Annotated in this window: 20 protein-coding genes; 15 read left to right on the forward strand and 5 right to left on the reverse strand. The window is 39.6% G+C overall.

Features of this window, described 5'->3' with window-relative positions; translation table 11 throughout:
- Window positions 1–267: 267 nt before the first annotated feature.
- The 3 genes from AC0KSB_RS06865 to AC0KSB_RS06875 all read right to left on the reverse strand — a co-directional run bounded on the left by AC0KSB_RS06865 (window position 268) and on the right by AC0KSB_RS06875 (window position 4,283).
- The gene (locus AC0KSB_RS06865) at window positions 268–1,155 is read right to left on the reverse strand and encodes a substrate-binding domain-containing protein (RefSeq protein WP_472307648.1); all 888 of its coding nucleotides are present in this window, start codon (window positions 1,153–1,155) and stop codon (window positions 268–270) included.
- A 146-nt stretch (window positions 1,156–1,301) separates the two neighbouring features.
- Entirely contained in the window at window positions 1,302–1,874 is a 573-nt protein-coding gene (locus AC0KSB_RS06870) for a DUF2284 domain-containing protein (protein ID WP_472307650.1), read from the reverse strand.
- 120 nt (window positions 1,875–1,994) lie between these two features.
- On the reverse strand, window positions 1,995–4,283 hold the full coding sequence (locus AC0KSB_RS06875; RefSeq protein WP_472307652.1) for an extracellular solute-binding protein: 2,289 nt from the start codon (window positions 4,281–4,283) through the stop codon (window positions 1,995–1,997).
- A 349-nt stretch (window positions 4,284–4,632) separates the two neighbouring features.
- Here AC0KSB_RS06875 and AC0KSB_RS06880 point away from each other — a divergent pair, with 349 nt between their 5' ends.
- The 5 genes from AC0KSB_RS06880 to AC0KSB_RS06900 all read left to right on the forward strand — a co-directional run bounded on the left by AC0KSB_RS06880 (window position 4,633) and on the right by AC0KSB_RS06900 (window position 10,150).
- Window positions 4,633–5,649 (forward strand): ABC transporter permease, encoded by a 1,017-nt coding sequence (locus AC0KSB_RS06880; RefSeq protein ID WP_472307654.1) that lies wholly within the window; start codon window positions 4,633–4,635, stop codon window positions 5,647–5,649.
- A gap of 40 nt (window positions 5,650–5,689) precedes the next feature.
- Window positions 5,690–6,772 carry a sugar ABC transporter substrate-binding protein gene (locus AC0KSB_RS06885; RefSeq protein ID WP_472307656.1) on the forward strand — a complete coding sequence of 361 codons (1,083 nt, stop codon included), beginning with the start codon at window positions 5,690–5,692 and terminating at the stop codon, window positions 6,770–6,772.
- A gap of 105 nt (window positions 6,773–6,877) precedes the next feature.
- Window positions 6,878–8,380, forward strand: coding sequence for a sugar ABC transporter ATP-binding protein (locus AC0KSB_RS06890; protein ID WP_472307658.1), 1,503 nt, complete (start codon window positions 6,878–6,880; stop codon window positions 8,378–8,380).
- Between the two features lie 166 nt (window positions 8,381–8,546).
- A complete protein-coding gene (locus tag AC0KSB_RS06895) occupies window positions 8,547–8,870 on the forward strand; it encodes an L-rhamnose mutarotase (RefSeq protein ID WP_472307660.1) in 324 nt (107 codons plus the stop codon).
- A gap of 41 nt (window positions 8,871–8,911) precedes the next feature.
- Window positions 8,912–10,150, forward strand: a complete 1,239-nt coding sequence (locus AC0KSB_RS06900; RefSeq protein WP_472307662.1) for a uroporphyrinogen decarboxylase family protein — start codon at window positions 8,912–8,914, stop codon at window positions 10,148–10,150.
- A gap of 82 nt (window positions 10,151–10,232) precedes the next feature.
- Here AC0KSB_RS06900 and AC0KSB_RS06905 read toward each other — a convergent pair whose 3' ends face one another.
- A complete protein-coding gene (locus AC0KSB_RS06905; protein ID WP_472307664.1) occupies window positions 10,233–10,658 on the reverse strand; it encodes a hypothetical protein in 426 nt (141 codons plus the stop codon).
- Between the two features lie 424 nt (window positions 10,659–11,082).
- Here AC0KSB_RS06905 and AC0KSB_RS06910 point away from each other — a divergent pair, with 424 nt between their 5' ends.
- From AC0KSB_RS06910 to AC0KSB_RS06940, 7 genes are all read left to right on the forward strand, one after another.
- Window positions 11,083–11,859 carry a hypothetical protein gene (locus AC0KSB_RS06910; RefSeq protein WP_472307666.1) on the forward strand — a complete coding sequence of 259 codons (777 nt, stop codon included), beginning with the start codon at window positions 11,083–11,085 and terminating at the stop codon, window positions 11,857–11,859.
- A 90-nt stretch (window positions 11,860–11,949) separates the two neighbouring features.
- Complete coding sequence (locus tag AC0KSB_RS06915) at window positions 11,950–12,213, forward strand: type II toxin-antitoxin system prevent-host-death family antitoxin (RefSeq protein ID WP_472307668.1); 264 nt, start codon at window positions 11,950–11,952, stop codon at window positions 12,211–12,213.
- Window positions 12,206–12,508 carry a type II toxin-antitoxin system RelE/ParE family toxin gene (locus AC0KSB_RS06920; protein ID WP_472307670.1) on the forward strand — a complete coding sequence of 101 codons (303 nt, stop codon included), beginning with the start codon at window positions 12,206–12,208 and terminating at the stop codon, window positions 12,506–12,508. The genes AC0KSB_RS06915 and AC0KSB_RS06920 overlap by 8 nt, the downstream gene beginning before the upstream one ends.
- Window positions 12,509–13,478: 970 nt before the next feature.
- The gene (locus tag AC0KSB_RS06925) at window positions 13,479–14,516 is read left to right on the forward strand and encodes a sugar ABC transporter substrate-binding protein (protein WP_472307672.1); all 1,038 of its coding nucleotides are present in this window, start codon (window positions 13,479–13,481) and stop codon (window positions 14,514–14,516) included.
- A gap of 92 nt (window positions 14,517–14,608) precedes the next feature.
- Entirely contained in the window at window positions 14,609–16,114 is a 1,506-nt protein-coding gene (locus AC0KSB_RS06930) for a sugar ABC transporter ATP-binding protein (RefSeq protein WP_472307674.1), read from the forward strand.
- Complete coding sequence (locus AC0KSB_RS06935; protein WP_472307676.1) at window positions 16,090–17,085, forward strand: ABC transporter permease; 996 nt, start codon at window positions 16,090–16,092, stop codon at window positions 17,083–17,085. Before AC0KSB_RS06930 ends, AC0KSB_RS06935 begins: the two co-directional genes overlap by 25 nt.
- A gap of 13 nt (window positions 17,086–17,098) precedes the next feature.
- Window positions 17,099–18,064: an ABC transporter permease gene (locus AC0KSB_RS06940; RefSeq protein WP_472307678.1), complete on the forward strand. Its 966-nt coding sequence runs from the start codon at window positions 17,099–17,101 to the stop codon at window positions 18,062–18,064.
- A 123-nt stretch (window positions 18,065–18,187) separates the two neighbouring features.
- Here AC0KSB_RS06940 and AC0KSB_RS06945 read toward each other — a convergent pair whose 3' ends face one another.
- Window positions 18,188–20,065 carry a hypothetical protein gene (locus AC0KSB_RS06945; RefSeq protein ID WP_472307680.1) on the reverse strand — a complete coding sequence of 626 codons (1,878 nt, stop codon included), beginning with the start codon at window positions 20,063–20,065 and terminating at the stop codon, window positions 18,188–18,190.
- 142 nt (window positions 20,066–20,207) lie between these two features.
- Here AC0KSB_RS06945 and aroE point away from each other — a divergent pair, with 142 nt between their 5' ends.
- The 3 genes from aroE to AC0KSB_RS06960 are packed head-to-tail and all read left to right on the forward strand — an operon-like array spanning window position 20,208 to window position 24,407.
- Complete coding sequence (gene aroE, locus AC0KSB_RS06950; protein WP_472307682.1) at window positions 20,208–21,020, forward strand: shikimate dehydrogenase; 813 nt, start codon at window positions 20,208–20,210, stop codon at window positions 21,018–21,020.
- A gap of 37 nt (window positions 21,021–21,057) precedes the next feature.
- Window positions 21,058–23,427, forward strand: coding sequence for a glycyl radical protein (locus AC0KSB_RS06955; RefSeq protein ID WP_472307684.1), 2,370 nt, complete (start codon window positions 21,058–21,060; stop codon window positions 23,425–23,427).
- Between the two features lie 41 nt (window positions 23,428–23,468).
- Complete coding sequence (locus tag AC0KSB_RS06960; RefSeq protein ID WP_472307686.1) at window positions 23,469–24,407, forward strand: glycyl-radical enzyme activating protein; 939 nt, start codon at window positions 23,469–23,471, stop codon at window positions 24,405–24,407.
- The last annotated feature ends 28 nt before the right edge of the window (window positions 24,408–24,435 follow it).

Below are 24,435 nucleotides of genomic sequence, written 5' to 3' on the forward strand. Positions count from 1 at the left end.
ATGGGAACTATTCAAAACAAGCGCCACGTCTTAAGTCGGTCTTTTGGGGTGCTTTATGACTTGGCTAGATATGATTTGACAACTGCTGTTATTGGAGGTTGCTCTCAAGTAATTGTGGTTTTCGGTCTAAAAAAGGCGCTTAAAATTGAAAAGAGGCTTATGTGTAAATTCGGGCTTTTGGAGAGTTGATTATAATATTGAGAATCTTCAACAAGATATTATGTGATAAATAAAAAACCTTCCTCCATCAGCCCCCAACGGCCCTACCTAATACATAATAGACTGCTTAGGTTTAATAACAGAGGCTGCGGGACTGCTGGATTCTCGAATTATTAATTCTACTTCCATTACCATTTGGCGCACAGGTGCATCAGGATTCTTGATTATTTCAGTTAGAATTTCACAAGAATTATAACCGATCTGATATCGGGGTTGATTAACGGTTGTGATTGTTGGGTTTGTCATCAATGAGATATCTACGTTGTCAAATCCTATGATCACTATGTCTTTTGGTACTTTTAAACCTGCTCTTTTTACTGCTTTTAATGCTCCGGCTGCGAATACATCAGATGAGGCAAAAATCGCATCTGGCAATATTGCTGACTCTAGCATTGTTGTTACAGCAGATACTGCCATATCAAAATTTATATCTGGTAAATGTATCACCAGAGAGTTGTCTACAGGGATATTATGTGCTTTTAGAGCCAGTTGATAGCCTTCGAGGCGTTTTTTTGCATATTTATATTGTGGTGGTCCGTTGACGAAGGCTATTCTTTTGCGGCCGGTTGATATTATATATTCAACTGCGGTTCTGGCTGCTTTTGTATCGTTTATTGTTACAAAGGGCAATTGAAGATTCTGGTCGCATTCGCAGCATTGTACTACTAGTACGACTGTATTTAGTTTTAACAATATATTTGGGTTTACATAATTTGTTGTTATTAAACCGGAGGCTTTAATGTTTTGTAGAAGAGAGGAGAATGAATTCACTGATTCAACGTTTATTTCCTCTTCGTGTATGAGTAGATCGAAACCGTGTATCTCGGCTGCGATTCTTACGCCTCTTAGTATTTCTATATAAAAGGGGTTGCCTACTGATGGCAAGTTGAGAATGATAGGTCTGTTTTTATATTTGCTTTCTTGATTTACGGACATCAGTTCGTTCAGATCATATCCTGGAGTGTCAACCCAAAACAGGACAAATATTATTCGGTCAATCTGCTTAAGCGATACTCAACAGGATACACAAAATTCCTTGCACTACCTACAAATATTCTTTCAAAGCATCATAAAAACAATCTTCAAAACAGTATCAGTCCAACAAAAGAGACGGTGTTTACGCCATTATTGTATTTCAGTCCAGCAATATTCAGCATTTCATTGACATTGATGCCATAGGCTTCAACAGATGCAAGTCCTTCATCGGGTCTTGTACAGGGACTTTCTGGATAGGTACAGTCACCGCATAGATCGCAGCAGCCAACTGTAAGAGCCAGCATCTGATTGCTTAATGCCGGTTCTTTGTTTTTGATATCGGTTACGATTTCATAAAACTGTTTCTGATGGCGGTCTTTGGTTTCCATCATACTTTCATAATCAAAGGAGTCCTCCATTTGTCCGACGGTCTGAACGATCAGGCCATTTTGGAATTTAACAACCTCTTTCATCAAGTCTTCAATCGGGCCGATTGCCGGAGGGCCTTTCCAGCTGGTATTGTATTGACCGCAACTGTTCTGCTCACACATTTCCCGCAGTTCCGGCACAAATGGAATATCCGCCGGATGAATCCAGGCGGCAAAGGAACAATTCTTATCCAAAGCCAACTGATACAATCTTTGGTGGACGGCATCTTGAAATCTTTTTGATTCTGACATGAATTTTACTCCCCCCTAATAACTCTTATAAATATCAAATGGGAATTAAATCATAATTAGTATAATTCATAGTGCTGGGAACGGCAATGAGTTGCGCAACAGAGCGGGATTTTCGCTTGCCTATATTTCTATATTTTTTGGATATCCTTTTTTCTCGCAATACTTGCAAATTGCAATATGAGCTTCTCTTAAAAGGGTTTCTATCGAGCTGCCTGTTGAAAAATGATCGTATATAACATTTGCAATTATTTGATCAATGACTACCATATCCAATATTTCTGCATTTTCTACAGTTGGCAGTGCACGTGTTTGAGATGAAGTGAAGATTTCTTCGACCATGTCAATCCAGGGGTATAAACTACTTAGTTTGCTATCTTCGTATACAATTTTCATAGGTGATGAGCCTCCAAGAACAGTATATGAAGAAGATATTTCAGGGCTAAAAAACCAATTTATAAATCGCTCAACAAGTTCGAATTTTTCGTTTTTATAAGGTATTGATAAATTCCAGCCAGCAGAAACTGAGTATTTGCCAGGAAGCGGGGAAAATCCCAAATTATCCATTATTCTAGTTCTGGCTCTATCTACTAAAATCGAAGCGTTGTTAGAAAAATTTGCACACATTGCGATTTTGTTATCCATAAAGTCATTAATGCTGTCAAAAGCTCTGTAAGCAAGGCAATCAGGATTAGAAAATCTTATTGTTTCAGATAAATTTTGCATTGCTTTAATATTGTTTTCGCTAAGGAGTGTTACAAAGCCATTTTTGTCCATGATCGAACCGCCATATGACCACATTCTCGGGTAAAATTCAGTCATCATACTTGATGGGAAATTGCCGAATATGCCAGTACCATAGAGGGTTGGTGAATTGCTGTTATATTTTTTTGTGAAAAATTTTGCTATGTAAGAGAATTCTTTCCAAGTAGTTGGTGGAAGAAGTTCGCGTTTGTATTTTTGATAGAATATTGCTTTTAAATTCTCATCGCTAAAAAGATCTTTTCTGTAATATAGAAGTGAACTTGTGTAAACAAAAGGAAGCCCAAAAAGTCGATTGTTAAATGAGGAAATGCTTTCCGCTACCTTGTCTTGCATTTTAGCAGCTAACCCTGATCTATTAATATAGTCTGTCAAATCCTTGAGCAGACCTGCTGTGGATAAGTATGGTATCCAAGGTGCATCAACTGCAACTATATCGTATATATTTTCGTTGCTGCTGGATAGAAAATCATATAATTTGGGATGTGGTAAAGTGTCAATTTTTACAGAGATGTTCTCTTCTTCAATAAATCTGGGAATAAGGCATTTCATTGCATTTGTTCCAGAGTCTGCTTCGTTTAGGAGTATTCTTAATTTTGGCAGTATCCTTATACTATTATTGACCGAGGCCTGGCCTGTCTGTTTTTTTAGATAAGACTGTATTTTTTCACATGGGAATAAATCTTCAAGCAGGAAGCTTTGTACTTCTTTGAAGTAAGGATTATTTATACTGCCGAATAATATTTGAACGGCTTGTTTGCCGAGTTCGTGAAAGTTTCTGAAAGTGTTTATTGTTTTATTAGAAAAGTTGCTATCGTGCCAAGTTGCTTCTGCTAGAGAAATAATCTGAATTTCTTCCCCTACACTTACATTTTGGAAATACGCTACTTCTTTGATGGCTTGAGCTGTAATGAAAGAAGTTGTTATAAAAACTTCTGGGCATTTGTTTTCATTAAATAAATTCATTACGTTTCTGAAAGTTGCATCTTTGGAAGCAGGATAAGAATAAATTTTTCCGCTATCCAGTTTCAAATTATGATTACGAAATGCCTGTTCAAAAGAGATGATACATTGTCTTTCGTTAGAAAAACTACTATCTCCTGCGTATAGCATAATATTATCTATTCCTAACTTAAGTAATTGATTTGTTAATGAGTATATTGTCTGACTGTCATTGAAACCAACATAATTGTAAGATAATTTATTCTCTGGTTCTCTAATTGTAAAGATAATTGGTAAAATTTTACTTATGCGCGATAGCAGTGAATCGTTGCTAGGTTGACATGTGCATAGTATGATGCCTAAGCAATTATTGCTGACGCAATCATTTAAAATTTGCGTTTCAATGGAAATAATATCGTTAGTTAAAAAAAGCAACAAGCGGTATTGTTTATCTACGTATGCTGAAATTCCTTCAAATAAATCTGAGTATTTTTTTTCGGAAAGATTAGGAAGTACGACCGCAATGTCTTTTGTTGTGCATTCCTTTAGCTGCTTAGCTGCACGGTTTGGAATGTAATTTAGTTTTGATATGGCTTCCTTGATCTTTTCTCTTTTTTGCGGACTGATATATCCAGTATTATTTAAATATTTTGAAACTGTTCCTGTAGATACGGCTGCTTCTTGTGCAACGTCAATTATATTTGCCATATAACACTCCGATTAATAATCAATAATGAAATTCAGTAAAAACTTTTGATTCTCACTTTACGCTAATACAAGCGTTATTGTCAAATAAATTTAGTTATATGCACAATAATAAATTAGAAAAACAGTCTTAATTATGTGCAATAAGATCTCGATAATGAACAATAATGAACAATAATGAAACGATGCTTGCTAATTTTTGTAATTTATTGACCACATGATATGCCCAGTTTATACTGGGAGCAAATCTAGAAACAATTTTGATTTTTGGTCATAAAGTGTGAAATTTGTGGCGGTTAAGTTGTTTGATTCCCGGGTAATGAAAGATGATATGTTATATGGAGGAACAATTGTGAAAGGCAAAACAAACTCAAGTAAGCATGGGGTAGTTAATAATGCTAAGAAATTATTAGCCCGACCCGAGACCAGTGTAATTATTGCTGTTTTATTCTTAGGTATTATTTTTTCTATGTTTTCAGATAGTTTTATGTCTGTATACAACATATTCAACATTTCGCGCACGGCGGCACTGTATATTTGTATTGCATTAGGTCAGGTTATGGCTCTTATTGTTGGGGGTATGAACTTGTCTTTGGGTCAAATAGGTGGTTTGACAGTAGTAGTGTCAGGATATTTAATGGATGTTCATGGTTTGCCAATATGGATTGCTGTAGTAGCAGGGCTTGCAGTAGGATTGTCCTGTGGTTTTCTTAATGGCATTATCATAACAACATTAAATTTGAATTCTTTTGTGGTTACACTAGCCACATCATTTGTTTTTGCAGGGTTGATAAATGGAATATCAAGAGGATTTCCTTATACCAATATTCCACAGGAAATCACTTTTCTGGGACGTGGTGGCATATCTTTTGTGCCTTGGATAATGGTTTTTTCTGTAATCATATTAATAATAGTAGGTTATGCTTTCAAATACATAGTTACCTGCCGCATGGTATTGGCGACAGGAGGCAATATTGAAGCTGCAAAAATGTCAGGTGTTAATACAGATAAAATGATTATACTTGCGAATATTGCATCTGGAATGTTTGCTTCTATTTCAGGTTTATTGTGGATTTCGAGAACAGGTAGTGCACAACCTGCAACGGGATCTGATTGGATGGTTATATCATTTGCAGTTGCTGTTATCGGAGGTACTGCATTGAAGGGAGGATCTATTAATCCGATAGGAGTGTTTTTTGCATCATATCTTATTGTGATGGTAAAAAATGGACTTGTAATGATGAATGCTAATATCTATTTTGAACAAACTTACCTGGGTGTAATTTTGCTTATGGCAGTTTCTATAGCAAGCATCAGAGCAATTTTGGATAATAAGAAATTGAAAAAACAGCTAAAGAATAAGATTTAACAAATGTAAATAAACGTGAGAGTTACAGAGGAGTATGAATATGAAGAGATTTACCGCTTTTATTTTAATACTGTCACTTTTTATCTTTGCAGCAGGGTGTACAAATACTACAAGCGATACAGAAAAAATAAAGGATACTGAGTCAGCAGATACAACAGCTGCAACGCAAAATGAAGAAGAGAACAACTTTGAAGGCAAATTAGCTTGGTATGCACCGGCACCTCATCCCTATTATGATGAAGTTAAGAAGGGTGTAGAAAAGTTTATTGCAGATACAGGAATAGAAGTTATTATTCAAATAGGCCCTGATTGGACACAAGCAAGCCAGAATGAAAAAGTTGAGGCGCTTGTGGCTCAAGGCATAACAGGACTGTCAATTTATCCTGCGGATGCAACTGGAGCTAACGGATTATATGAAGAGATTACAAATGCAGGAGTCAATGTTATCAATTTCGGTGCTGACTCTGCACGACCTAATGCCGCAGTATTTGCTGTTGCAACTGATGTTTATCAGTCTGCATACGATCAGTGCGAAAAATTAATTGAGATGATGGGCGGCAAGGGTAATTTGCTTAATGTTCTTGAAGTTCTTGAGGATCCTAATACGGCACTGCGCAAACAAGCAATTGATGATTGTGTTGCAAAACATGCGGATGTCCAAATAATCCAGGAAGTTGCCGGAATTAAAACTGCAGAAGAAGCTGTCACAAAAATGGAGAGTGCAATTTCTGCGAATGTAGGAAACATTGATGGAATAATTTCTACAGGCTTTAATCCTTCAATTGGTTTGGCACAGCTTTTGCCGGACTATTATTCCAAACAAGAAGACAGCAAGCATATTTACACAATTGTTGTTGATACAGATCCACTAGTTATGAAATCGATAGAAGAAGGGTTTATTGATGGAACTATGGCTCAGAACCCTATAGGTCACGGCTACATTTCGATGATGCTTCTTAAACTTATGGAAGAAGGATATCAGCCAATTGATGCGGAAACTTATTTCGTTCAAGCTGGGCATCTATTTGTAAATCAGGAGAATTTGACCACTTTTGAAAGTGATATAGATAAGGTTACACAGGGCATTGTTAATGAAATTAACACAAAATATTTGAAAAAATAATCAAAGTGATTCTAAAAGCCCACAGTAATTTTAATAATAGTTACTGTGGGTAAAATGGATAAAACTTAAAAAAGTATTGGAACATCTAAACGAGGTTGGGCGGATATGCTTAAGTTAGAGAATATTACGAAAATATTTCCTGGTGTCATTGCTTTGTCAGACGTTAGTGTACACTTTGAAAGAGGATCGGTACATGCGTTGATGGGTGAAAATGGTGCAGGCAAATCGACTTTGATGAAGATTATAACAGGAATCTATCAGCCTGATTCTGGTAGGATATTTTTAGATGGTGAGGCCGTTAAAATCAGAAATTTTCATGAAGCGATTAAAAAAGAAATCAATATCGTAAATCAGGAAATACAGATAATCCCTGAATTTTCGATAGCAGAAAATATCTGTATTGATAAAATGGATAGTTTCAAAAATAAAGGCATTGTCAACTGGAAAAAAGTTAATGAGTTTGCCCAGGAATATCTTGAAGTTGTCGGACTTGATTTGCTGCCTACTGATTTAACCGGTGACTTAACTGCAGCACAAAAGCAGCTTATTCAAATAGCAAAGGCTATTTCATCAAAAGCAAAATACATTCTTATGGATGAACCTACATCGTCATTAACAATGCATGAAATTGATAACTTATTTAGAGTAATTGAAAAGCTAAAAAACCAAAATGTCGGCATTATATTTGTTTCTCACAAAATTGAAGAGGTTATGAAGATATGTGACGTAGTTTCAGTACTTCGTGATGGAAAATATATTGGAACCTTGGACAAGAATCAAATGAGCAAAGATGAAATTGTGCGAATGATGATTGGCAGAGATGGTGTCGGTTGTTATCTTGGGAAGCTTGATATAAAAAGTGAAAATGCTCTTGAAGTAAAAGGATTGACTACATATGGTCAGTTCAGTAAAGTGAGTTTTAATTTGAAAAAAGGAGAAATCCTAGGTTTTTATGGTTTAGTTGGTTCAGGGCGTACAGAGTTGGTACGGCAGATTATTGGTGCAGATAAATTTGATGAAGGTGAAATTGTTGTAGATGGTGTAACTGCCAAAATCTTAAATATCCGAGACACGTTGATTAAGTATAAAATTGGATATGTTACGGAAAACAGAAAAGAAGAAGGCTTGATTCTTGAGGACAATGTTTCAAACAATATCGCTTTGACAGTTCTTAACCGTTTCAAAGGTCAGTTAAATAAAATCAACTATAAGAAACAAGAAGAAGCTGTTCAGAATATGATCGATCGTCTGAAAATAAAGACACCTTCAAGTGGAACAGTTGTTAAAACCCTCTCAGGAGGCAATCAGCAAAAAGTTAGTATTGCCAAATGGCTAGCTGCTGAGTGCGACATATTAATTATTGATGAGCCGACAGTAGGTGTTGATGTGGGTGCAAAAGAGTACATACACAATATTATATGGAATTTGGCAAAAGTAGAAGGTAAATCGATTATTCTTATAAGTTCAGATATGGTAGAAATTGCATCTCTGGCAAGAAGGATACTCGTTTTCAAAGATAATGCAATTAATGGTGAAATTACAGGCCTGAATGAATCAGAATGTTCATATGAATATGTGAGCTTGCAAATCGGAAAATATTTGGCATAAGAAAAATTAGTTTATCATTGTAAAACAACTTTTTTCAATGATCCTCTGATAGCAGGTAAGAAAAAAACAACCAAACGTGTACTCTTTCATAGAGATTTATGCGTAGGGCTTTGTTTCTATGCCAAAAACAAAAATCATTTGAATAAGTATTCTAAAGGGGTGAATTATGCGCAGATATGGTCAAATAATAAAAATAGTTCCAGAGAAAATTGAAGAGTACAAGGATCTCCATAGCAAGGTTTGGCCTGAAGTTTTATCTATGATTAGGGCGTGTAATATTCAGAACTACTCAATATATCTTAAAGAAGGATTCTTGTTTTCCTATTATGAATATGTAGGTAAAGACTATATATCGGATATGAAAAAGATGTCGAATGATCCAACAACGCAAAAATGGTGGGAATTATGTATGCCTTGCCAGTTGCCGGTAGAATCAGCTGGTGAAAGTGAATGGTGGTCGGATATGGAGGAAGTTTTCCATATCGATTGATGCATGACTAGTATAAATTTTATAGAAACGGGAGAATATTTATGAATTCTAGAGAAAGAGTATTACAAAGCATAAGTCATAAACAACCAGATAAATTACCTTTAGATTTGGGATCTACCCCCAGTTCAGGTATATCTGCCATAGGTTACAACAAGTTAAAAAAAGAATTAGGATTGAATGACGGATGTACTAGAGTATATGATGTAGTCCAACAGGTAGCACAACCAGAATGGAATATTATTGAATTGTTTGGCGTAGATGTAATAGATATTGGCAGAGCATACAATACTAAATCGACAGATTGGTATGATGTTAAATTATCTGATGGTAGTGTTGCTCAATATCCCAATTGGTTTAAACCTGAACCGAATAATAATGGTGGATATGATGTTTTTCAAGATGGTACTCTCAAAATAGGAATGATGCCATCAGGAGCTACTTTCTTTGATCAGACTTGTTTTCCTTATATTGATGATTATCCGAACGATTATCGTGATATTGCTGCTGATATGAATAAAGTAATATGGCAAGCTTTGCCGGTTAGTCCTTGGGATTATGCAAATAAAGAAAACTTCTGGCAGGATTTAAGAGTTAGGTGTTTGGACTTAAAAAACAATACGGATAAGGCGCTTATGATAGGTGCTGGCTGCAACCTGTTTGAGTGGGGAACCTTTTTAAGAAGAATTGACAACTTTTTGATGGATATTTACTGCGAGCAGGAAAAAGTTGAAGAGCTGCTTGATGTATTGCTTGAGATACATATGAAAACTCTAGAGAATATATGCAACCATATTGGAGATGTTGTTGATATAATAAGGTTTGGAGATGATCTTGGTCTTGATACAGGTACGTTCATGGCACCAGAAAAGTATCAGGAAATATTCAAGCCGCGTCATAAAAAAATGACTGATTTTGTCCATAAGAACAGTACAATGAAAACCTTTTTGCATTCATGTGGTTCTATATATGCGATTATGGGAGATATTATCGATGCAGGCTTTGATATAATAAATCCTGTACAAACAAGCGCAAGAGATATGGATCCAGAGATATTGAAGCGCGAATTTGGCAAGGATATAACTTTTTGGGGTGGTGGCTGTAATACCAGAAGTATTTTAAACAGATCGACACCAGATGAAGTATATAACTATACAAAAAAAATGATAGAAATATTTTTCAGAGATGGAGGCTTTGTCTTCAACCAGGAACATAATATCATGCCCGATGTCCCTGCGGAAAATATCTTAGCAATGTACAAAGCTGTGAATGAATACAAGTAAGAGGTTTGTACAATCATAAAAAGTGCAGCAGCCGATTCCGAGATCTGTAAAGATATCAGGGATCGGCTTTTTTATAGGACACTCATGGTTGAATTGAGAGCACATAGCTTTTTATTGGGGATGAATTATTTTCGCAGCTTTTTGATTCATGGAAGAAAGACGTACAACTGACAGCAGAGGAAGCAAAGAAATGGAAAGATATAAACGTGAGTATTTCCGACGAAGAGCGTTCCACAAGGAATTGGTGACATATGGAATGAAAAAATGAAAGACCAATTGCTCCAAGTGCCATTACCATAGCGAATTTGCTAATGGCAGCAAAGTTTGCGGCTGTGTCTGCTATGTTGGCGCTTGTCAGCCAGATTGAGACAGTTCCATGAGCTGATCCGACAGACGTTGTGGCAGCTATTCTCTCAGCTGCGAAATCAAGACCTGTCCTGATTGCTACCATACTGAGAAAAAACAAAATAAACCAGGGGGAATATTTTGCCGATTTTGACGTCGGCATTTTTATTATTGCTATCTTTTTCTCTGGATTTATACTTTGATACCCATGAGAAAATAATTACGATGAGGAGGCACTGGGAAAATATCTTGGTTGATCCGTATATAGACATTCTTAACCAAATCTGATGGGTTAGTACATAAGGAAGAACTTCGCTATAATTGATGTTATATCAGGCTTGCCTGTCAGCAGCCGGTATGTATTAGTTTACATATCGATATGAGGCATTTGTATGAATATACTTGAGAGAATGCGACTGGATGGTAAAAGCGTCTTTTACCACTGGTAGCGATTTCGTCATTGAAGGGATCTTCACCTGCATTTAAGTATAGGATTAAGTTGACACCACATTTAAAAATAGGATTTATTATGCCTGAAATTTGGCATAGGGTACTTTTGCCCGCATTTAAACATAGGAGGAAGAGAAATGAGTACTTTAACTAAACCGTTATTTTTGACAGTTTCTGCCGGCAAACGCCTGATCGGCAGGGCTATTGCGGAAATGAGCGAAGTCTATGAAGCTATAATGAATCGGACAATTGTGGTGATAGCCGGCACCACTAATAGTTATATAGCTGAGGAACTCCTCAGAAAAATCGGTCAGGAAGAGGGTTTCGAACGGGCTGCTTTCATGCGCGGGATCACGCTGCCACCGCTTTATCAGGTTGGCGAAAACGGACGCGTCTGCGGTAAAGCTTTCATGGGTGATGTGGTTATTCGCGAGGGCAAATGGCTGAAAGGCCTGACGATCATTGATGTCGTCGATGAACTCAAAAAAGGTGACATCATCATGAAAGGTGCAAACGCCGCGAATTTCGAGAAAAATCAGGCCGGTATCCTGATCGGCGATCAAAAGGGCGGAACCATTCTGGCCTCGATGCAGGCGGTAATCGGCCGCAGAGTTGAGCTGTACCTGCCGGTTGGTTTGGAAAAGCGGGTGCTCGATGATCTGCATGCGGTCGCAGGCATAGTCAATAATCCCGATGCCCTAGGGCATCGCCTCTACGTGACCTCCGGCCATATTATCAATGAGATCGAGGCTATAGCGGTTCTCACTGGCCTGCAAGCCACACTGATGGGCGCCGGCGGCGTCTGCGGTGCGGAAGGCGGAATCTGGCTGACGATATTTGGTGAGGAGGAGAAAGTGAAGGCCGCCGACGCTGTGCTCAGTGAGATTGTTAAGGAGCCGCCGTTTGAGCTGTAATTAATATGTAATTCGTAAAGAGTTGACTACAACAACTACCGTTTTCAACACAATTGTGCTATAATTGTGCCATAAAAGGAGTTGATTATTATGCCATTTATAATGCCAATAAAGAACCTTCGTAATACAAGTGAAATTTCAGAATTAGCCCACAAGGCGCAAGAACCGATTTTTATTACAAAAAACGGATATAGCGATCTTGTTGTAATGAGTGCGGAATTGTACGACAGGTTTGCAAAGTCCAATAGAATTGACCAAGCTATTTTCGAATCAGAGCAAGAAATCGCGAATGGCGCAGAAGCCGTAAATGCTGACATTGTATTTGCAGAATTGGAGAAAAAACATTTTGGATAAGTACAAAGTCAAAATTAATCCAAAAGCAATACGCGATTTAGACAACATCTATGAGTATATTGCTTTACAAAAACTTGCCCCTGAAACTGCAAAAAATCAACTTGATAGATTGAAAAAAACTATTTTAAGTTTAGCTGCTTTTCCAGAGTCGCACCAAATAAGAATAGAAGGAAGATATGCGGATAAAGGCTATCGACAGTTACTCGTTGATAACTATGTAGCTATTTTCAGGATAGATGAAAAGACTAACACGGTTTTTGTTATAACAGTTCAATATCAAGGTCGAAATTTATAGAAGGTAAATTTATTGGTTCTGATAGAAAGAGAACTTGCAATATCCTGACCGTTTGGTTTATATTTTGGACATTGATTATAGCCTATAGTAGGGGTATATTGGAATTATGAAGTTTAATAAACTCTACTTCTAATCTATTAACTTCACTGTCGATTGCATCGTCTGATTCCCATAAGATTTCTTTCCTGATTGTGAAATCCCGTTTTTCTTCATTAGAAAAGTCTCTTTCAATTAGTTTGCTGTTGGCACTACCAAAATAATTCAATGTGCCTGTTAAGTCTTTGCCTATATAGATTTTCCCGTTCGGCTATATGATTTACCACCATTTAATCCGTTTTTATCCTCATGAGGTTCATTTTCTGCTTTAACAAGTTTTGTCCTTTTATCAAACAAATAATGAAAGAGGAAGGCTTGAAATCAAGCCATTGCCGACATGGCAGCAAAGCCAGTTACAAGCAGTCGCTTAGCAAATTGTCCGGAAAAGTGTTGACGATCCAACCATGGATTACGCTTCAAAAGGGTTGTAATCAAGTATTACAAAATTGTTTGATAAATTGAGATGGTTCTGGAAACAAAAATTATTATACAATCCCGTTTTCGACAGTTTTAAAAAACGAAAGCCTGCAACGCGATGAAAGCAACTTTTTTTCAAAAATAAAACGAAAGAAGTGTGAAAGCGTAAGTGTCAATCTGTTTGTTGATAAATGTGTTTTTGTCTACATTAAATTGCCCAAAAAATCTATAAATATGTGCAATATAAATAAAAATAATATCAATAAATGTTCAAATGCACATTTATTGTGATAAAAACGAATATATTTCTTCTTTCTATTGAAAGATTAAAGACTTTCGTATAAAATTTCAAAGTATAAAAGAAATGTATAGCTGCAGCTTGAAAATATTAGCTAGTAGCTAAATACAATTTCTGAACTTTGGTCTTATGGTGAAATCGAAAGGAGAAAGAATGGTTATGATGATTAGGAGATTCTTGGCTTTGGCTCTTGCTATGCTATTGGTCATTGGAATGGCTGCGTGTGGAGGAAATGAAACGACAACTACAACAGATACAACAGAAGCTAATGTTGGTGAAACCGTAACAGAAGCGGCTGATGAAACAACCTCTGGAGGTTCTTTGGTTGGTGAAACTGTCAAGGTTGCATTTATCTGTGCAGATATGGGTAATCCTTCACAGTCATATTCGTCTAAACAGTTCGAACAGTATGGTGCAGATTATGGATTTGAAGTCACGGTTCTTGATGCCAAGGGCGATGTTCAGACAGAATCACAGCTCGTCACAAATGCCATTGCCCAGGGCATGAAGGCTATATTCCTCAATCCTAATGATATCAAGGCTATCGTTCCTAGCTTGATGCAGGCAAAAGAAGCAGGCGTTGTTGTTGGGATGTTTTCATCTGATCTTCCAGAAGAATCACAACAATATCGCGATTTCTTTACAGGTGTTAATGATACTATGGCTGGTGAAGCTGCTGCTCTTGCATTCTTTTATCAATTTCCAGATGGAGCAAAAATAGTCGAAGTTGGTGGGCAAGCAGGTCATGATGCTCAGATCAAGCGTCATGATGGATTTAACAAGGGGATTGAAGGCACAGGGATAGAGGTTCTTGATTATCAAACACCTCAACAGTGGGATACAGCTCAAGCAATGGCTATTATGGAAGATATGATCATCAAATATGGTGATGATATTGATGGAGTATTCTGTCATTGGGACAATGGTGTTACAGGTATAATCGAAGCTTTGAAAGCTGCTGGCAAGCTTGATGGCATGTTTATCGTCGGTGTTGACGGCAACGCTAATGGTTTTGCACAGGTTAGAGAAGGAACACAGAGTGTTTCTATTGCACAGAACTTCACAACTATGTCTAAGAAAGCTATGGAACTTGCCAGAAAAGTTATTGATGGTGAAGATGTTGAGAAAGTAAATTTCATTGAGTTAGATATAGTCAGTCTAGACAACATTGATACATTCCCAAACCCTGAGTGGTAATCACAGTATTTTGAGACTAAAGAGGCTCGTTCCAGTAAAACTGCCGGGACGAGCCTCATATCATGAGGCTATAGAAAAGGGGCTGAGGGTATATGTTAGCAACTAATAACTCTGAAATATTGTCTGTAAAAAATGTCAGCAAGTCTTTTCCAGGTGTAAAAGCTCTGGATAAGGTTTCCTTCATGATCAATAAAGGTACAGTCCATGGTCTAGTAGGAGAAAATGGTGCCGGCAAATCAACTCTGATGAAAATTCTGTCTGGAGTTTATTCAAAGGATGAAGGAACTGTAATTTTTGATGGTGAAGAAATTAAAAGTACAACTCCGATAAAATCCATGAATAGCGGATTGGCAATCATTTATCAGGAACTGAATCTAGTCAATACACTAAGTGTTGGTGAGAATATCTTCATAGGTCGTTTTACAAAAATGGGTGGTATGAGAGGTGTGCACAAGAAGTCAAGAGAGCTTTTAGACAGCATCTCCTGTAAAATAGATACTTATAAGCTGGTTGAAGACTTGAGTGTTTCTGAGAAGCAAATGGTGGAAATTGCTAAGGCTCTATCATTTGAATCAAAACTGATAATTATGGATGAGCCCAGTAGCAGTCTGACATGCGATGAGATGAAAGAACTTGTAGCAATAATTAGACAACTGAAGGAGAGAGGCATTTCTATTATTTATATCAGTCATAAGCTGGATGAGATTTTTGATTTTTGTGACATAGTCACTATTATGCGCGATGGCAGGGTTATCGATACAAAACCAGTGGAAAAATTGACCAGATCTGATATGATCGCGAAGATGGTTGGTCGGACAATTGAAAATGAATATCCGGCCAGAGCGAGCAAAGTTGGCAGAACACTTCTGGAAGTAAAAAATATCAATACATGCAAGTTGCATAATATATCTTTTGAGGTTAAAAGCGGCGAAATCCTTGGCCTTGTTGGATTAGTTGGTGCAGGCAGAAGCGAAATTATACGTGCGATTTACGGGGCAGATAAGGCTAAAGGTCATAAAGTACTGCTTGAGGGTAAGGAAGTCAAAATCAAGAAACCTGCTGATGCGATTAAGGCCGGAATCGGACTGATTCCAGAAGATCGTAAGCTTGAGGGACTCGTGCTTCCCTTTTCGGTTGAACAGAATATATCAATGGCTAGCTTTGGTAAAATCACGAAGCGTGGCATTATCAGAAAATCTCTCGAATGTGCCATCGCAGAAAAGCATGTTAAAACGCTTTCTATTAAGACTCCTTCTGTAAAAACCAAGGTGCTTAGTCTTTCTGGCGGAAATCAACAGAAGTGCATCATCGGACGTTGGCTCGAGATCAATCCTAAGGTTTTTATTATGGATGAACCTACAAGAGGTATAGATGTAGGAGCTAAGTATGAAATCTATTTGCTGATGCAGGCAATCGCTGACCAAGGTGGTGCCGTCATATTGATTTCTTCAGAGTTGCCGGAGGTTCTAAATATGAGCAATCGGGTTCTGACGATTTTTGAGGGCAGGATAACCGGAGAGTTTGATCCGGAAATAATAACTGCTGAGCAGGTTATGGAAGGAGCTCTTGGGATATGCGGAGGTGTTGGTGCGCTATGAACGGAAAAATTACTCTTAAGAAGCTATTTACAACATTCTTCAGTGATTATCTTGTTCTTTTTGCCATAATTATACTTGTGATGGTCACAGTAATCGTCGAACCAAAGTTTTTGTCTGCAGGCAATATGACAAACGTTATGCGTCAGTTCGGGCCACTTAGTCTGGTGGCTCTTGGTATGACTTTTGTCATCATTGGAGGTTTTATTGATCTCTCGATCGCCGGAACATTCTCACTGGTTGCTGTTGCGACCGTGTCTCTGATAGATCCGCTTGGGCAGGTCGGAGCTCTGATCGCAGGGATTATGATCGGAGCTCTCTGTGGTTTGGCTAATAGTGTGCTCCTGATTAGCTCCGGTGCTCTTACTCAGGCCGAGGCTCTGTTTATAACTTTCGGTATGAGTCAGATAACTGGAGCCATTGCACTCATGGTGACTGGCGGATCCGTCCTGAATATGAGAGACCTTACACGTGATTATTCATTATTTCAGGCGATTGGGCAAGGTAGCTTTGGCTTCCTGACAATCTCATTCATAATCTTCCTGGTTTCATTAGCTTTGTTGTATTTCTTCCAGTCTAAGACCGTGATTGGAAGGACGATCAATCTAACCGGTGGGAATAAAGTTGCTGCCCGACTGGCAGGGCGTCCGATAGGACTTAGTGTTGTTATGATATACACTCTCTCTGGTGTGATGACGGCGCTTGGCGCATTCAATCAGTTCGCTCGTACGACTACCGCCTCGCCTGTTATGGGCAAGGGCTTTGAAACAAACGCGATTTTGGCGGTTGTTGTCGGTGGCACAACGTTAAAAGGCGGTAAGGGTAGCGTCATGAGAACTGTTCTTGGTACGCTTCTGATTATCTTGATGTCAAACTGCCTCAACCTGCTTGGAGTCAGCCCTTATATGCAGAATGTTGTTAAGGGTATTATTCTGGTTGTTGCTATCTGGCTAGATAACAGGAAACCACTGTAGGAGGTTGATTGAAATGGATTTAAGGCAAATTAGAAAAACAGTGGGCAAGCTTGCTGGCAAGCAGAAGGCACTGATTGCTATTATATTTATAATGATTCTAATGTTATTTTTCCCGACTAATTTTTATACTCCATTTAACTTGATCGATATGGTCAACTCGTCAGCGATACTGATGATCCTTTCCTTTGGTGTTACTATGACAGTCATAGCCGGCGGCTGTGACCTTTCGATCGGCGGTGTCATGGTTACCTCAGGCATCATCGCGATCAAACTAATGGAAACCATGAATATGTGGCTCGCCATCATAATCGCTTTGATCTTCGGCATGGTTATCGGCTTCGTAAATGGATTTCTGGTCGTTCAGCAGAAAACGGAACCGTTCATTATTACGCTTGGAATGGGTATGGCTCTTACCGGTCTCGCTCAGCAATTAACAGATGCCAGACCTGTAACAGGCTCAGATCCCAGATTCATGATGATATCAAATGGCAAGATTATATTTGGTATTACTAACTTAGTTATAATCATGCTGATAATGCTGGTCATAACACATGTGATAATGAGATACACTCAGTTCGGCAGAAGCTGCTATGCTATCGGCGGTGACTATGATGTTGCAAGATACTCTGGCATAAATGTTCTGCTTGTAAAATGGCTGACATTCGTGATTTCTGGATTCACAGCCGCGCTTGCTGGTGTGCTGCTCTCGTCTAAACTGAACTCCGGTTCATCGATCTATGGTGAGACAACAGCTCTGATCGTAAACTGCGCGGTTGTTGTCGGTGGTGTATCTTTCGCTGGAGGTGTTGGATCCATCCCGCGTGCGGCACTTGGATTATTAGTATTCGGAATTCTTGAGAACTCAATGAATATGCTTGGTATACAGTCATATGTTCAGATACTTACTAAGGGCATAGTAATCGTAGCTATAATCTGGCTTGATTCTTATGCAAGAAAACGCAAAAGAGAGGCAGTATAATCCTCTCTTTTGCAACATAAATTATGTCAAGTTAATTGTGGTCTTACAGCCCAGATCACATGCTTGGGAAAGGCCGCCCCCTCGGGGGCGGCTTGACTTTTGAGTTATATTGATTTGTATTAACTACTTAAAAATAAGTTGATTGGCATAATGAATCGCTCCTATTGCCTGTGCAAATTGTGCGACTGTGTATTTGTCGCTGCAGCTTAGCTGCAGCATAAGCGGTGAAGCCGCCATGCTGTCGTCGGCAGCAAGCATCAGCTGTTCGGGAGCTATTTCTGATGCTCCTGTTTTCATAAGCTCGAAACATTTGTTGTTTTTAACAAGTCGGCCGAACAACCGCCTTGCTAATGTAAGGGGTTTAAGGATCTCCATTGTTTCATACCAGGTCACAGCCATGTACCTGCCTATCTCAATAAAAATATCCTTGTAATCATTGTCGTCTCCGTGGCTTGCTTGATCCATTAGATATTGTAAAAATGGTTTTCGCATATCAGTTGGATCGTTTTTGATTTTGATCGTGTCAGATTTATTATCTGTTTCAATAAAACCACGATCGATGAGTTCAGACAAAATTGCCGGCTTGCTCTTAGCGGCTTCTATTGCTAGTCGGAACGCACCGCTTTGGCTGGTGTACTTCTGTAATGTGCCGGAAATGCCCGTATTAAAGTTGTTGATGCTGCGTGGATCGTCCGCCTGATATTGTCTGGCAGGATAGCTGCCCAGATCGATGACGAAGTTATAGACCTCGAGCGGAATGTCTGGGATCTGTCCTTGTTCATTAACCCAGCCCGTTCCGAGCTCAGTTCCAAGCGTGTGTGCAAATATACCATCTGCGGCTAATGCAGTTTGACCATCACAGATAAGCTCGACCACTGCAGTATAGGCGGACATCGGGCCATCATTGGTGATGCCGACATTGCCATCTCGGCAGTAATTTGACAGTAAATCGTTCAGATCAGCCAGTTTATGCATTTCTGCTTCGTAGTTTATAGTGTTGTTTGCCCTGATGCCTCTGGTCTTGAAGGTTTCTCCGCCCACAATTTTATTATTGATAACAACATCGGGAAAGCAAATGCCAATCGCATCGAAGCAGATCAGTTCATCTGCCAGCTCCTGCTCGGCTGCTGTGACGATTTCGGCTATCTCTGAGATCGAAATATGCTGATCTATCGCATTCCCGATTTTTACTGTTAGTGTATTGCCTGTCATATTTGTATCTGCGTTTGTAATTAGATAATTGGAGGCGTATACACGCATCAGACGTGTCAGCAGTATGATGGGATCGATGATTTGCTGAGCCACTGAATACTCAGCGGGAAACCAGTCGAATTCCTTGCAGGCTTTTAAGTGGTTGCCGATACTGCAAGCGAGCTTAATGTCGCTACCGCCAACATCAATTCCCAAAATAACCTTGTGTGCTAATTCATTTGCAGCTGTAAGATAGAGTTTTTCTATCTTGTTGATATCTGATTGTTCGCTGCTTAATTTTTTCTCAGCGGCGAGAGATTCGCTTTTTTTGTCAGTTTTAATAAGTATGTGTTGAACAGGTTCTATTACAAAATGGAAGCCGCCGACTACGTCTGGATCATCAAGTTCCAAATGCTCAATCATACGATCAATTACATTTATACAGCGGCCGTAGCTTGTACGAATAGCCCGTTCTTTAGATACCTCGAATCTTTCAGTAACTTCGGTAAGCATTTTTCCGAGCCAATCGTAGTTGATATCGTATCTCAATGTCAGCTTAAATCCGCCTAGTGCAGAGAGAGCATTGTACATTATGGCAGCAAGATAGTCCTCAAGCATTGCTGCTTCCGCATCGGTTTCAGGTGCTTCTGCCGGCAACGCTAAATTTGTTGTTGAGTCATAACTGGCTGATAACGTATGTATGATTTGCAGGTATTGCTTCCGGCTTTGATTTTCCATACAGTTTCTGAATTCTGTAATAAATACCGGTTCATTGTTTTTAGCTCTTCTGACGAATTCCTTGATACACATAAAACTCTACCTCGTAATAGCTATTTGAAACGAAAAACTTTCTATTGAAAGTGTATCATATTTCGTATAAAATATAAATGTGTAAAAGTAGAATCAAATTTGAAATTCGGGCTGATATTCATGATTAGGAGAAAAAATACTTATGGCAAGAAGTCATCCTATCGTATGTTGTTCGATCGCAGGCTCGATCGGAGGTATGGGAGTAGCAATGCATAACGCGGCTTTTGAGCATCTGAAGCTTCCTTATGTATATGTTTCGTTTGAACCAGATGATCTTGAACACGCTGTTCAGTCAGTCCGTAATCTGGGGTATAGAGGTATGGGCGTTACGATGCCTTATAAGCTGGAGGTCATGAAGTATCTGGACGAGCTCGACTCGTCTGCTTCAGAAATTGGTGCGGTTAATACTATTGTTAATAATGATGGCTGCCTTAAAGGCTATAACACAGACTATCTCGGAGCGATTCTGGCTCTTGGGGAAATATCTGAGCTTAAGGACAAGAAAGTTGCTTTGCTTGGTGCAGGTGGTGCTGGCAAAGCGATTGCCTGGGGTCTTAAGAAATATACTAACAGAATCAGCATCTATAACATCTACGAAGACGAAGGCCGAGAAGCGGCTGAACGTTTCGGTGTTGAGTACGCAGGCAAACCTGATCTTCTCACTTCTAAAACAGAATACGATATTCTGATCAACGCTACGTCTGTTGGTTTTAAAAGTGAAGCTACAATTTTGACCAGAGATAAATTCCGTCCGGGGTCGATCGTTCTGGATGCTGTGTTTATTCCGATCGAAACAACTTTTGTAAAAGAAGCGCGGGCAGGCGACTGTCAGGCGATCGAGGGCTACAAAATGCTTATCTATCAGGCCTGTGGGCAATTTAAGCTCTATACCGGCGAGGAGGCTCCTTTTGAGATCATGAAAAACGCCATGATCAAATATATCGAGAGCAAATAAGTTGTTATCAAGCAGTTGAGTCTATGAGGTGCTGAAAATGAATAGCTATGATGAGATTTATGCACTGGAGTTGTCACCGAGAATTGAAACTCTTAAGAAGAAAATGCTCGATGAGCCGAGATTTGTCTCGATCGAGCAGGCTAGGATTGTTACCGAAGTATATAAAAAATCACCTGAAAAATCAGTTATCGAGCTTCGTGCGGCAGCGCTGCGTAGTGCTCTCGAAAATTTAGAGATTTCGATCGAGCCGGAAGAACTGATCATTGGTAATCGAACAAAAGGCGTGCGAGCTGGTGTTGTTTTCCCAGAATCAGGTGCCTCCTGGGTCGACAAAGAGTTCGATTCGCTCAGCACCAGACCTCAGGATAAATTTAATACCCGGCCTGAGGATATCGAGGAATTCAGAAAAGAAATTCTGCCTTTCTGGCAAGGGCGGTCGCTGGAAGACCGAATTTATTCTGCGGCCGGGCCAGAGCTTAGTCATATTGCCAAGGTCGTTAAGATCAATCAGAAAGATCATGCGCAGGGACATATATGCCCTGATAGTGAAGCCTGGCTGCATTATGGTTCCGCAGGACTACTAAAAAGAACAGAGGAATACTTATCTAAGTGTACAGACGGCAGACAAGACTTTTACCAGAGTGTTATTATGGTTCTTGAGGGTGTAAGTATATTCATAGGACGTTATGCCGCGTTGGCTGAACAGATGGCTGAACAGCCCGAGCATGCTGAGCATAAAACGAATCTGATGGAGACGGCTCGGATCTGCAGAAAGCTCGCGTTCGGTAAGCCGGAGACCTTTCATGAGGCAGTCCAGTCACTGTGGTTTTTATTTGTCGTGCTGCATATGGAGTCGAACGCGTCATCCTTCTCGCCTGGTAGAGCCGATCAGTATCTTTTGCCGTATTATGAGCAGGATATCAGAAGGGGACTTCTAGACGAAGCCCGGGCGCTGGAGTTGATAGAATGTTTCTGGCTTAAGTGCAATCAGATAGTTTATCTGCGTAATTCTCATAGTGCCAGGTATTTCGCGGGCTTCCCGATTGGTTTCAATATCGCAATTGGCGGGCAGCTGAAAGATGGCAGTGATGCTGTAAATGCTATATCCTATTTGATGCTGCAGGCACAATACAATATCGGTATGCCACAGCCGAATCTTTCTGTTAGATTGCATTCGGCAACGCCAACGGATTTTATCAGGCGTAGTGTACAGGTGGTCGCACGTGGTAGTGGCATGCCGCAGTTTTTTAATGACGAAGCTATAATCCCGGCGCTGGTTAACCAGGAGATCGATCTGGATGATGCTAAGGATTACGCGATCGTCGGCTGTGTTGAGCTGACGACTCAAGGCAATAATCTGGGCTGGAGCGACGCAGCCATGTTTAATATGGTTAAGGTTCTCGAGCTGACCTTGAATAATGGTCGATGTTTGCTGAATGGCGAACTTCTGGGGCTGGATACTGGCAATCTTATAGATTACAAAACCTATGAGGATATGGAGCTGGCTTTTTATGAGCAGATGAAGTATTTCATTGATAAAATGATTGAGAACTGCGAGGTGGTGGAGAGGATTCACCAGGAGACACTGCCGTCACCGTTTCTCTCTGCTGTAATTGATGACTGTCTTGAAAAGGGAATCGATGTTACTTCTGGCGGCGCACGCTACAATTTCTCGGGAGTTCAGATCATTCAAGGTGCTAATATCGCCGACAGTATGGCTGCGATCAAGGAGCTTGTTTTCCGCCAGAACCGCATCAGCCCAGAGAAACTGATGAAAGCTTTGCATGATAATTTCGAGCATGAGGAAGTTATTCGACAGACGCTGCTCAATCATGCGCCGAAATACGGAAATGATATTGATTGGGTTGATGAAATCGCTGCCAAATGGGTAAGTACCTTCAATCAATATCTAACACAATACAGTAATTACAGAGGAGGTAAATTCCATACAGGTCTGTATACAGTATCAGCTCATGTTCCTATGGGTCAGAATGTCGGTGCGACACCGGACGGACGTTTCTCGCGAGATCCTTTGGCAGATGGTGGTATGTCGCCGGTTTATGGACGGGATCGTAAGGGGCCGACAGCGGTTTTGAAGTCTGTATCAAAAATAAGTAGTTTGTATGGTAGCAATGGTACCTTGTTGAATATGAAATTTCTGCCAACTTTCTTTACTGATGTCGGTATTGAGAAATTCATTTTAATGCTGCGCACCTTTGTACAGCTTAAGATACCGCATATTCAATTTAATGTTCTGAGACAGGAAGATCTTTTGGCAGCGCAGGCAGATCCGGGTAAGTATCGAAGCCTGACAGTTAGGGTTGCTGGCTACACCGCTTATTTCACTGAGCTGGCCTCTGATCTTCAGGATGAGATCATAGCAAGAACTAATTACGGTGACATTTGATATTATTTAGAATAAACAAATTCAGGAAGGTAAGTAGAGAAGTGTCAGATATAAACTGGAGCCTGAAAGGGCTGGTATTCGACATAAGAAGATTTTCCATACATGATGGGCCAGGCATCAGAACCTCAGTTTTTACCAAAGGTTGCCCTTTAAGCTGCCTTTGGTGCCACAATCCGGAGGGCATAAACTTCAGGCAGGAATTACTCTATTTCTCTAACAAATGTATAGGCTGCGGCAGCTGTGTAACGGTCTGCGACAGGAAAAGGATAGTGCTTATTGAGCCGGATAAAAAGATCGAGATAGATCGTATTGCCTGTAATCTCTGCGGCAAATGTGTAGAGGTCTGCCCGACGGAGGCGCTGCATATGGATTCGCAGTGGAAGACTGTTCGGGAGGTATATGAACAGGTCGAGAAGGATCGCGATTTTTACATTGAGCAGGGTGGAGTGACAATATCAGGCGGTGATCCGACATATCAGCACAAATTCAATACTGAACTGCTACAAGCCTGTCGTGCTGCCGGTATACACACCGCCATGGAAACAAGTCTACACACCACTTGGAGTGTTCTGGAGAAAATGCTGCCGCATCTTGATTTGTTAATATTAGATTTCAAGGTTTACGATCCGATTAGACATCGCGCTTGGATAGGTGTGAAACAGGATCTGATTCTGGATAACCTGGATCGAGTTATTAGCGAGTGGTATGAGTCCGATAAAATAGATCTTTTGATTAGGATTCCTATGATTCCTGGCTTTACTGCGACTGTAGACAATGTTGCTAATATTGGCAAATATTGTGCCGAGAAATCAAACAAAATCAAAATAGAACTTTTGAACTTTAATTCTCTAGCCAGAAATAAATATGAGCGTATGTATAGAAATTATCCTTTTGCAGCTGATCAGTGTATGTTTACATCTGAGGAAATGGATTATTTCAGATCTGTATTGCATGAGCAAGGCATAAAAGTGATTAAATAATTCTTTCAACTATAAATGCTACTCAAAA

It is taken from the genome of Ercella succinigenes (genome assembly GCF_900002895.1).

What these genes read in the sequence shown, in the direction of transcription:
- AC0KSB_RS06865 (WP_472307648.1), bottom strand. Translation starts at nt 1,155, where the DNA reads ATGTCCGTAAATCAAGAAAGCAAATATAAAAACAGACCTATCATTCTC.
- AC0KSB_RS06870 (WP_472307650.1), bottom strand. Translation starts at nt 1,874, where the DNA reads ATGTCAGAATCAAAAAGATTTCAAGATGCCGTCCACCAAAGATTGTAT.
- AC0KSB_RS06875 (WP_472307652.1), bottom strand. Translation starts at nt 4,283, where the DNA reads ATGGCAAATATAATTGACGTTGCACAAGAAGCAGCCGTATCTACAGGA.
- AC0KSB_RS06885 (WP_472307656.1), top strand. Translation starts at nt 5,690, where the DNA reads ATGAAGAGATTTACCGCTTTTATTTTAATACTGTCACTTTTTATCTTT.
- AC0KSB_RS06890 (WP_472307658.1), top strand. Translation starts at nt 6,878, where the DNA reads ATGCTTAAGTTAGAGAATATTACGAAAATATTTCCTGGTGTCATTGCT.
- AC0KSB_RS06895 (WP_472307660.1), top strand. Translation starts at nt 8,547, where the DNA reads ATGCGCAGATATGGTCAAATAATAAAAATAGTTCCAGAGAAAATTGAA.
- AC0KSB_RS06900 (WP_472307662.1), top strand. Translation starts at nt 8,912, where the DNA reads ATGAATTCTAGAGAAAGAGTATTACAAAGCATAAGTCATAAACAACCA.
- AC0KSB_RS06905 (WP_472307664.1), bottom strand. Translation starts at nt 10,658, where the DNA reads ATGCCGACGTCAAAATCGGCAAAATATTCCCCCTGGTTTATTTTGTTT.
- AC0KSB_RS06910 (WP_472307666.1), top strand. Translation starts at nt 11,083, where the DNA reads ATGAGTACTTTAACTAAACCGTTATTTTTGACAGTTTCTGCCGGCAAA.
- AC0KSB_RS06915 (WP_472307668.1), top strand. Translation starts at nt 11,950, where the DNA reads ATGCCATTTATAATGCCAATAAAGAACCTTCGTAATACAAGTGAAATT.
- AC0KSB_RS06925 (WP_472307672.1), top strand. Translation starts at nt 13,479, where the DNA reads ATGATGATTAGGAGATTCTTGGCTTTGGCTCTTGCTATGCTATTGGTC.
- AC0KSB_RS06930 (WP_472307674.1), top strand. Translation starts at nt 14,609, where the DNA reads ATGTTAGCAACTAATAACTCTGAAATATTGTCTGTAAAAAATGTCAGC.
- AC0KSB_RS06935 (WP_472307676.1), top strand. Translation starts at nt 16,090, where the DNA reads ATGCGGAGGTGTTGGTGCGCTATGAACGGAAAAATTACTCTTAAGAAG.
- AC0KSB_RS06940 (WP_472307678.1), top strand. Translation starts at nt 17,099, where the DNA reads ATGGATTTAAGGCAAATTAGAAAAACAGTGGGCAAGCTTGCTGGCAAG.
- AC0KSB_RS06945 (WP_472307680.1), bottom strand. Translation starts at nt 20,065, where the DNA reads ATGTGTATCAAGGAATTCGTCAGAAGAGCTAAAAACAATGAACCGGTA.
- aroE (WP_472307682.1), top strand. Translation starts at nt 20,208, where the DNA reads ATGGCAAGAAGTCATCCTATCGTATGTTGTTCGATCGCAGGCTCGATC.
- AC0KSB_RS06955 (WP_472307684.1), top strand. Translation starts at nt 21,058, where the DNA reads ATGAATAGCTATGATGAGATTTATGCACTGGAGTTGTCACCGAGAATT.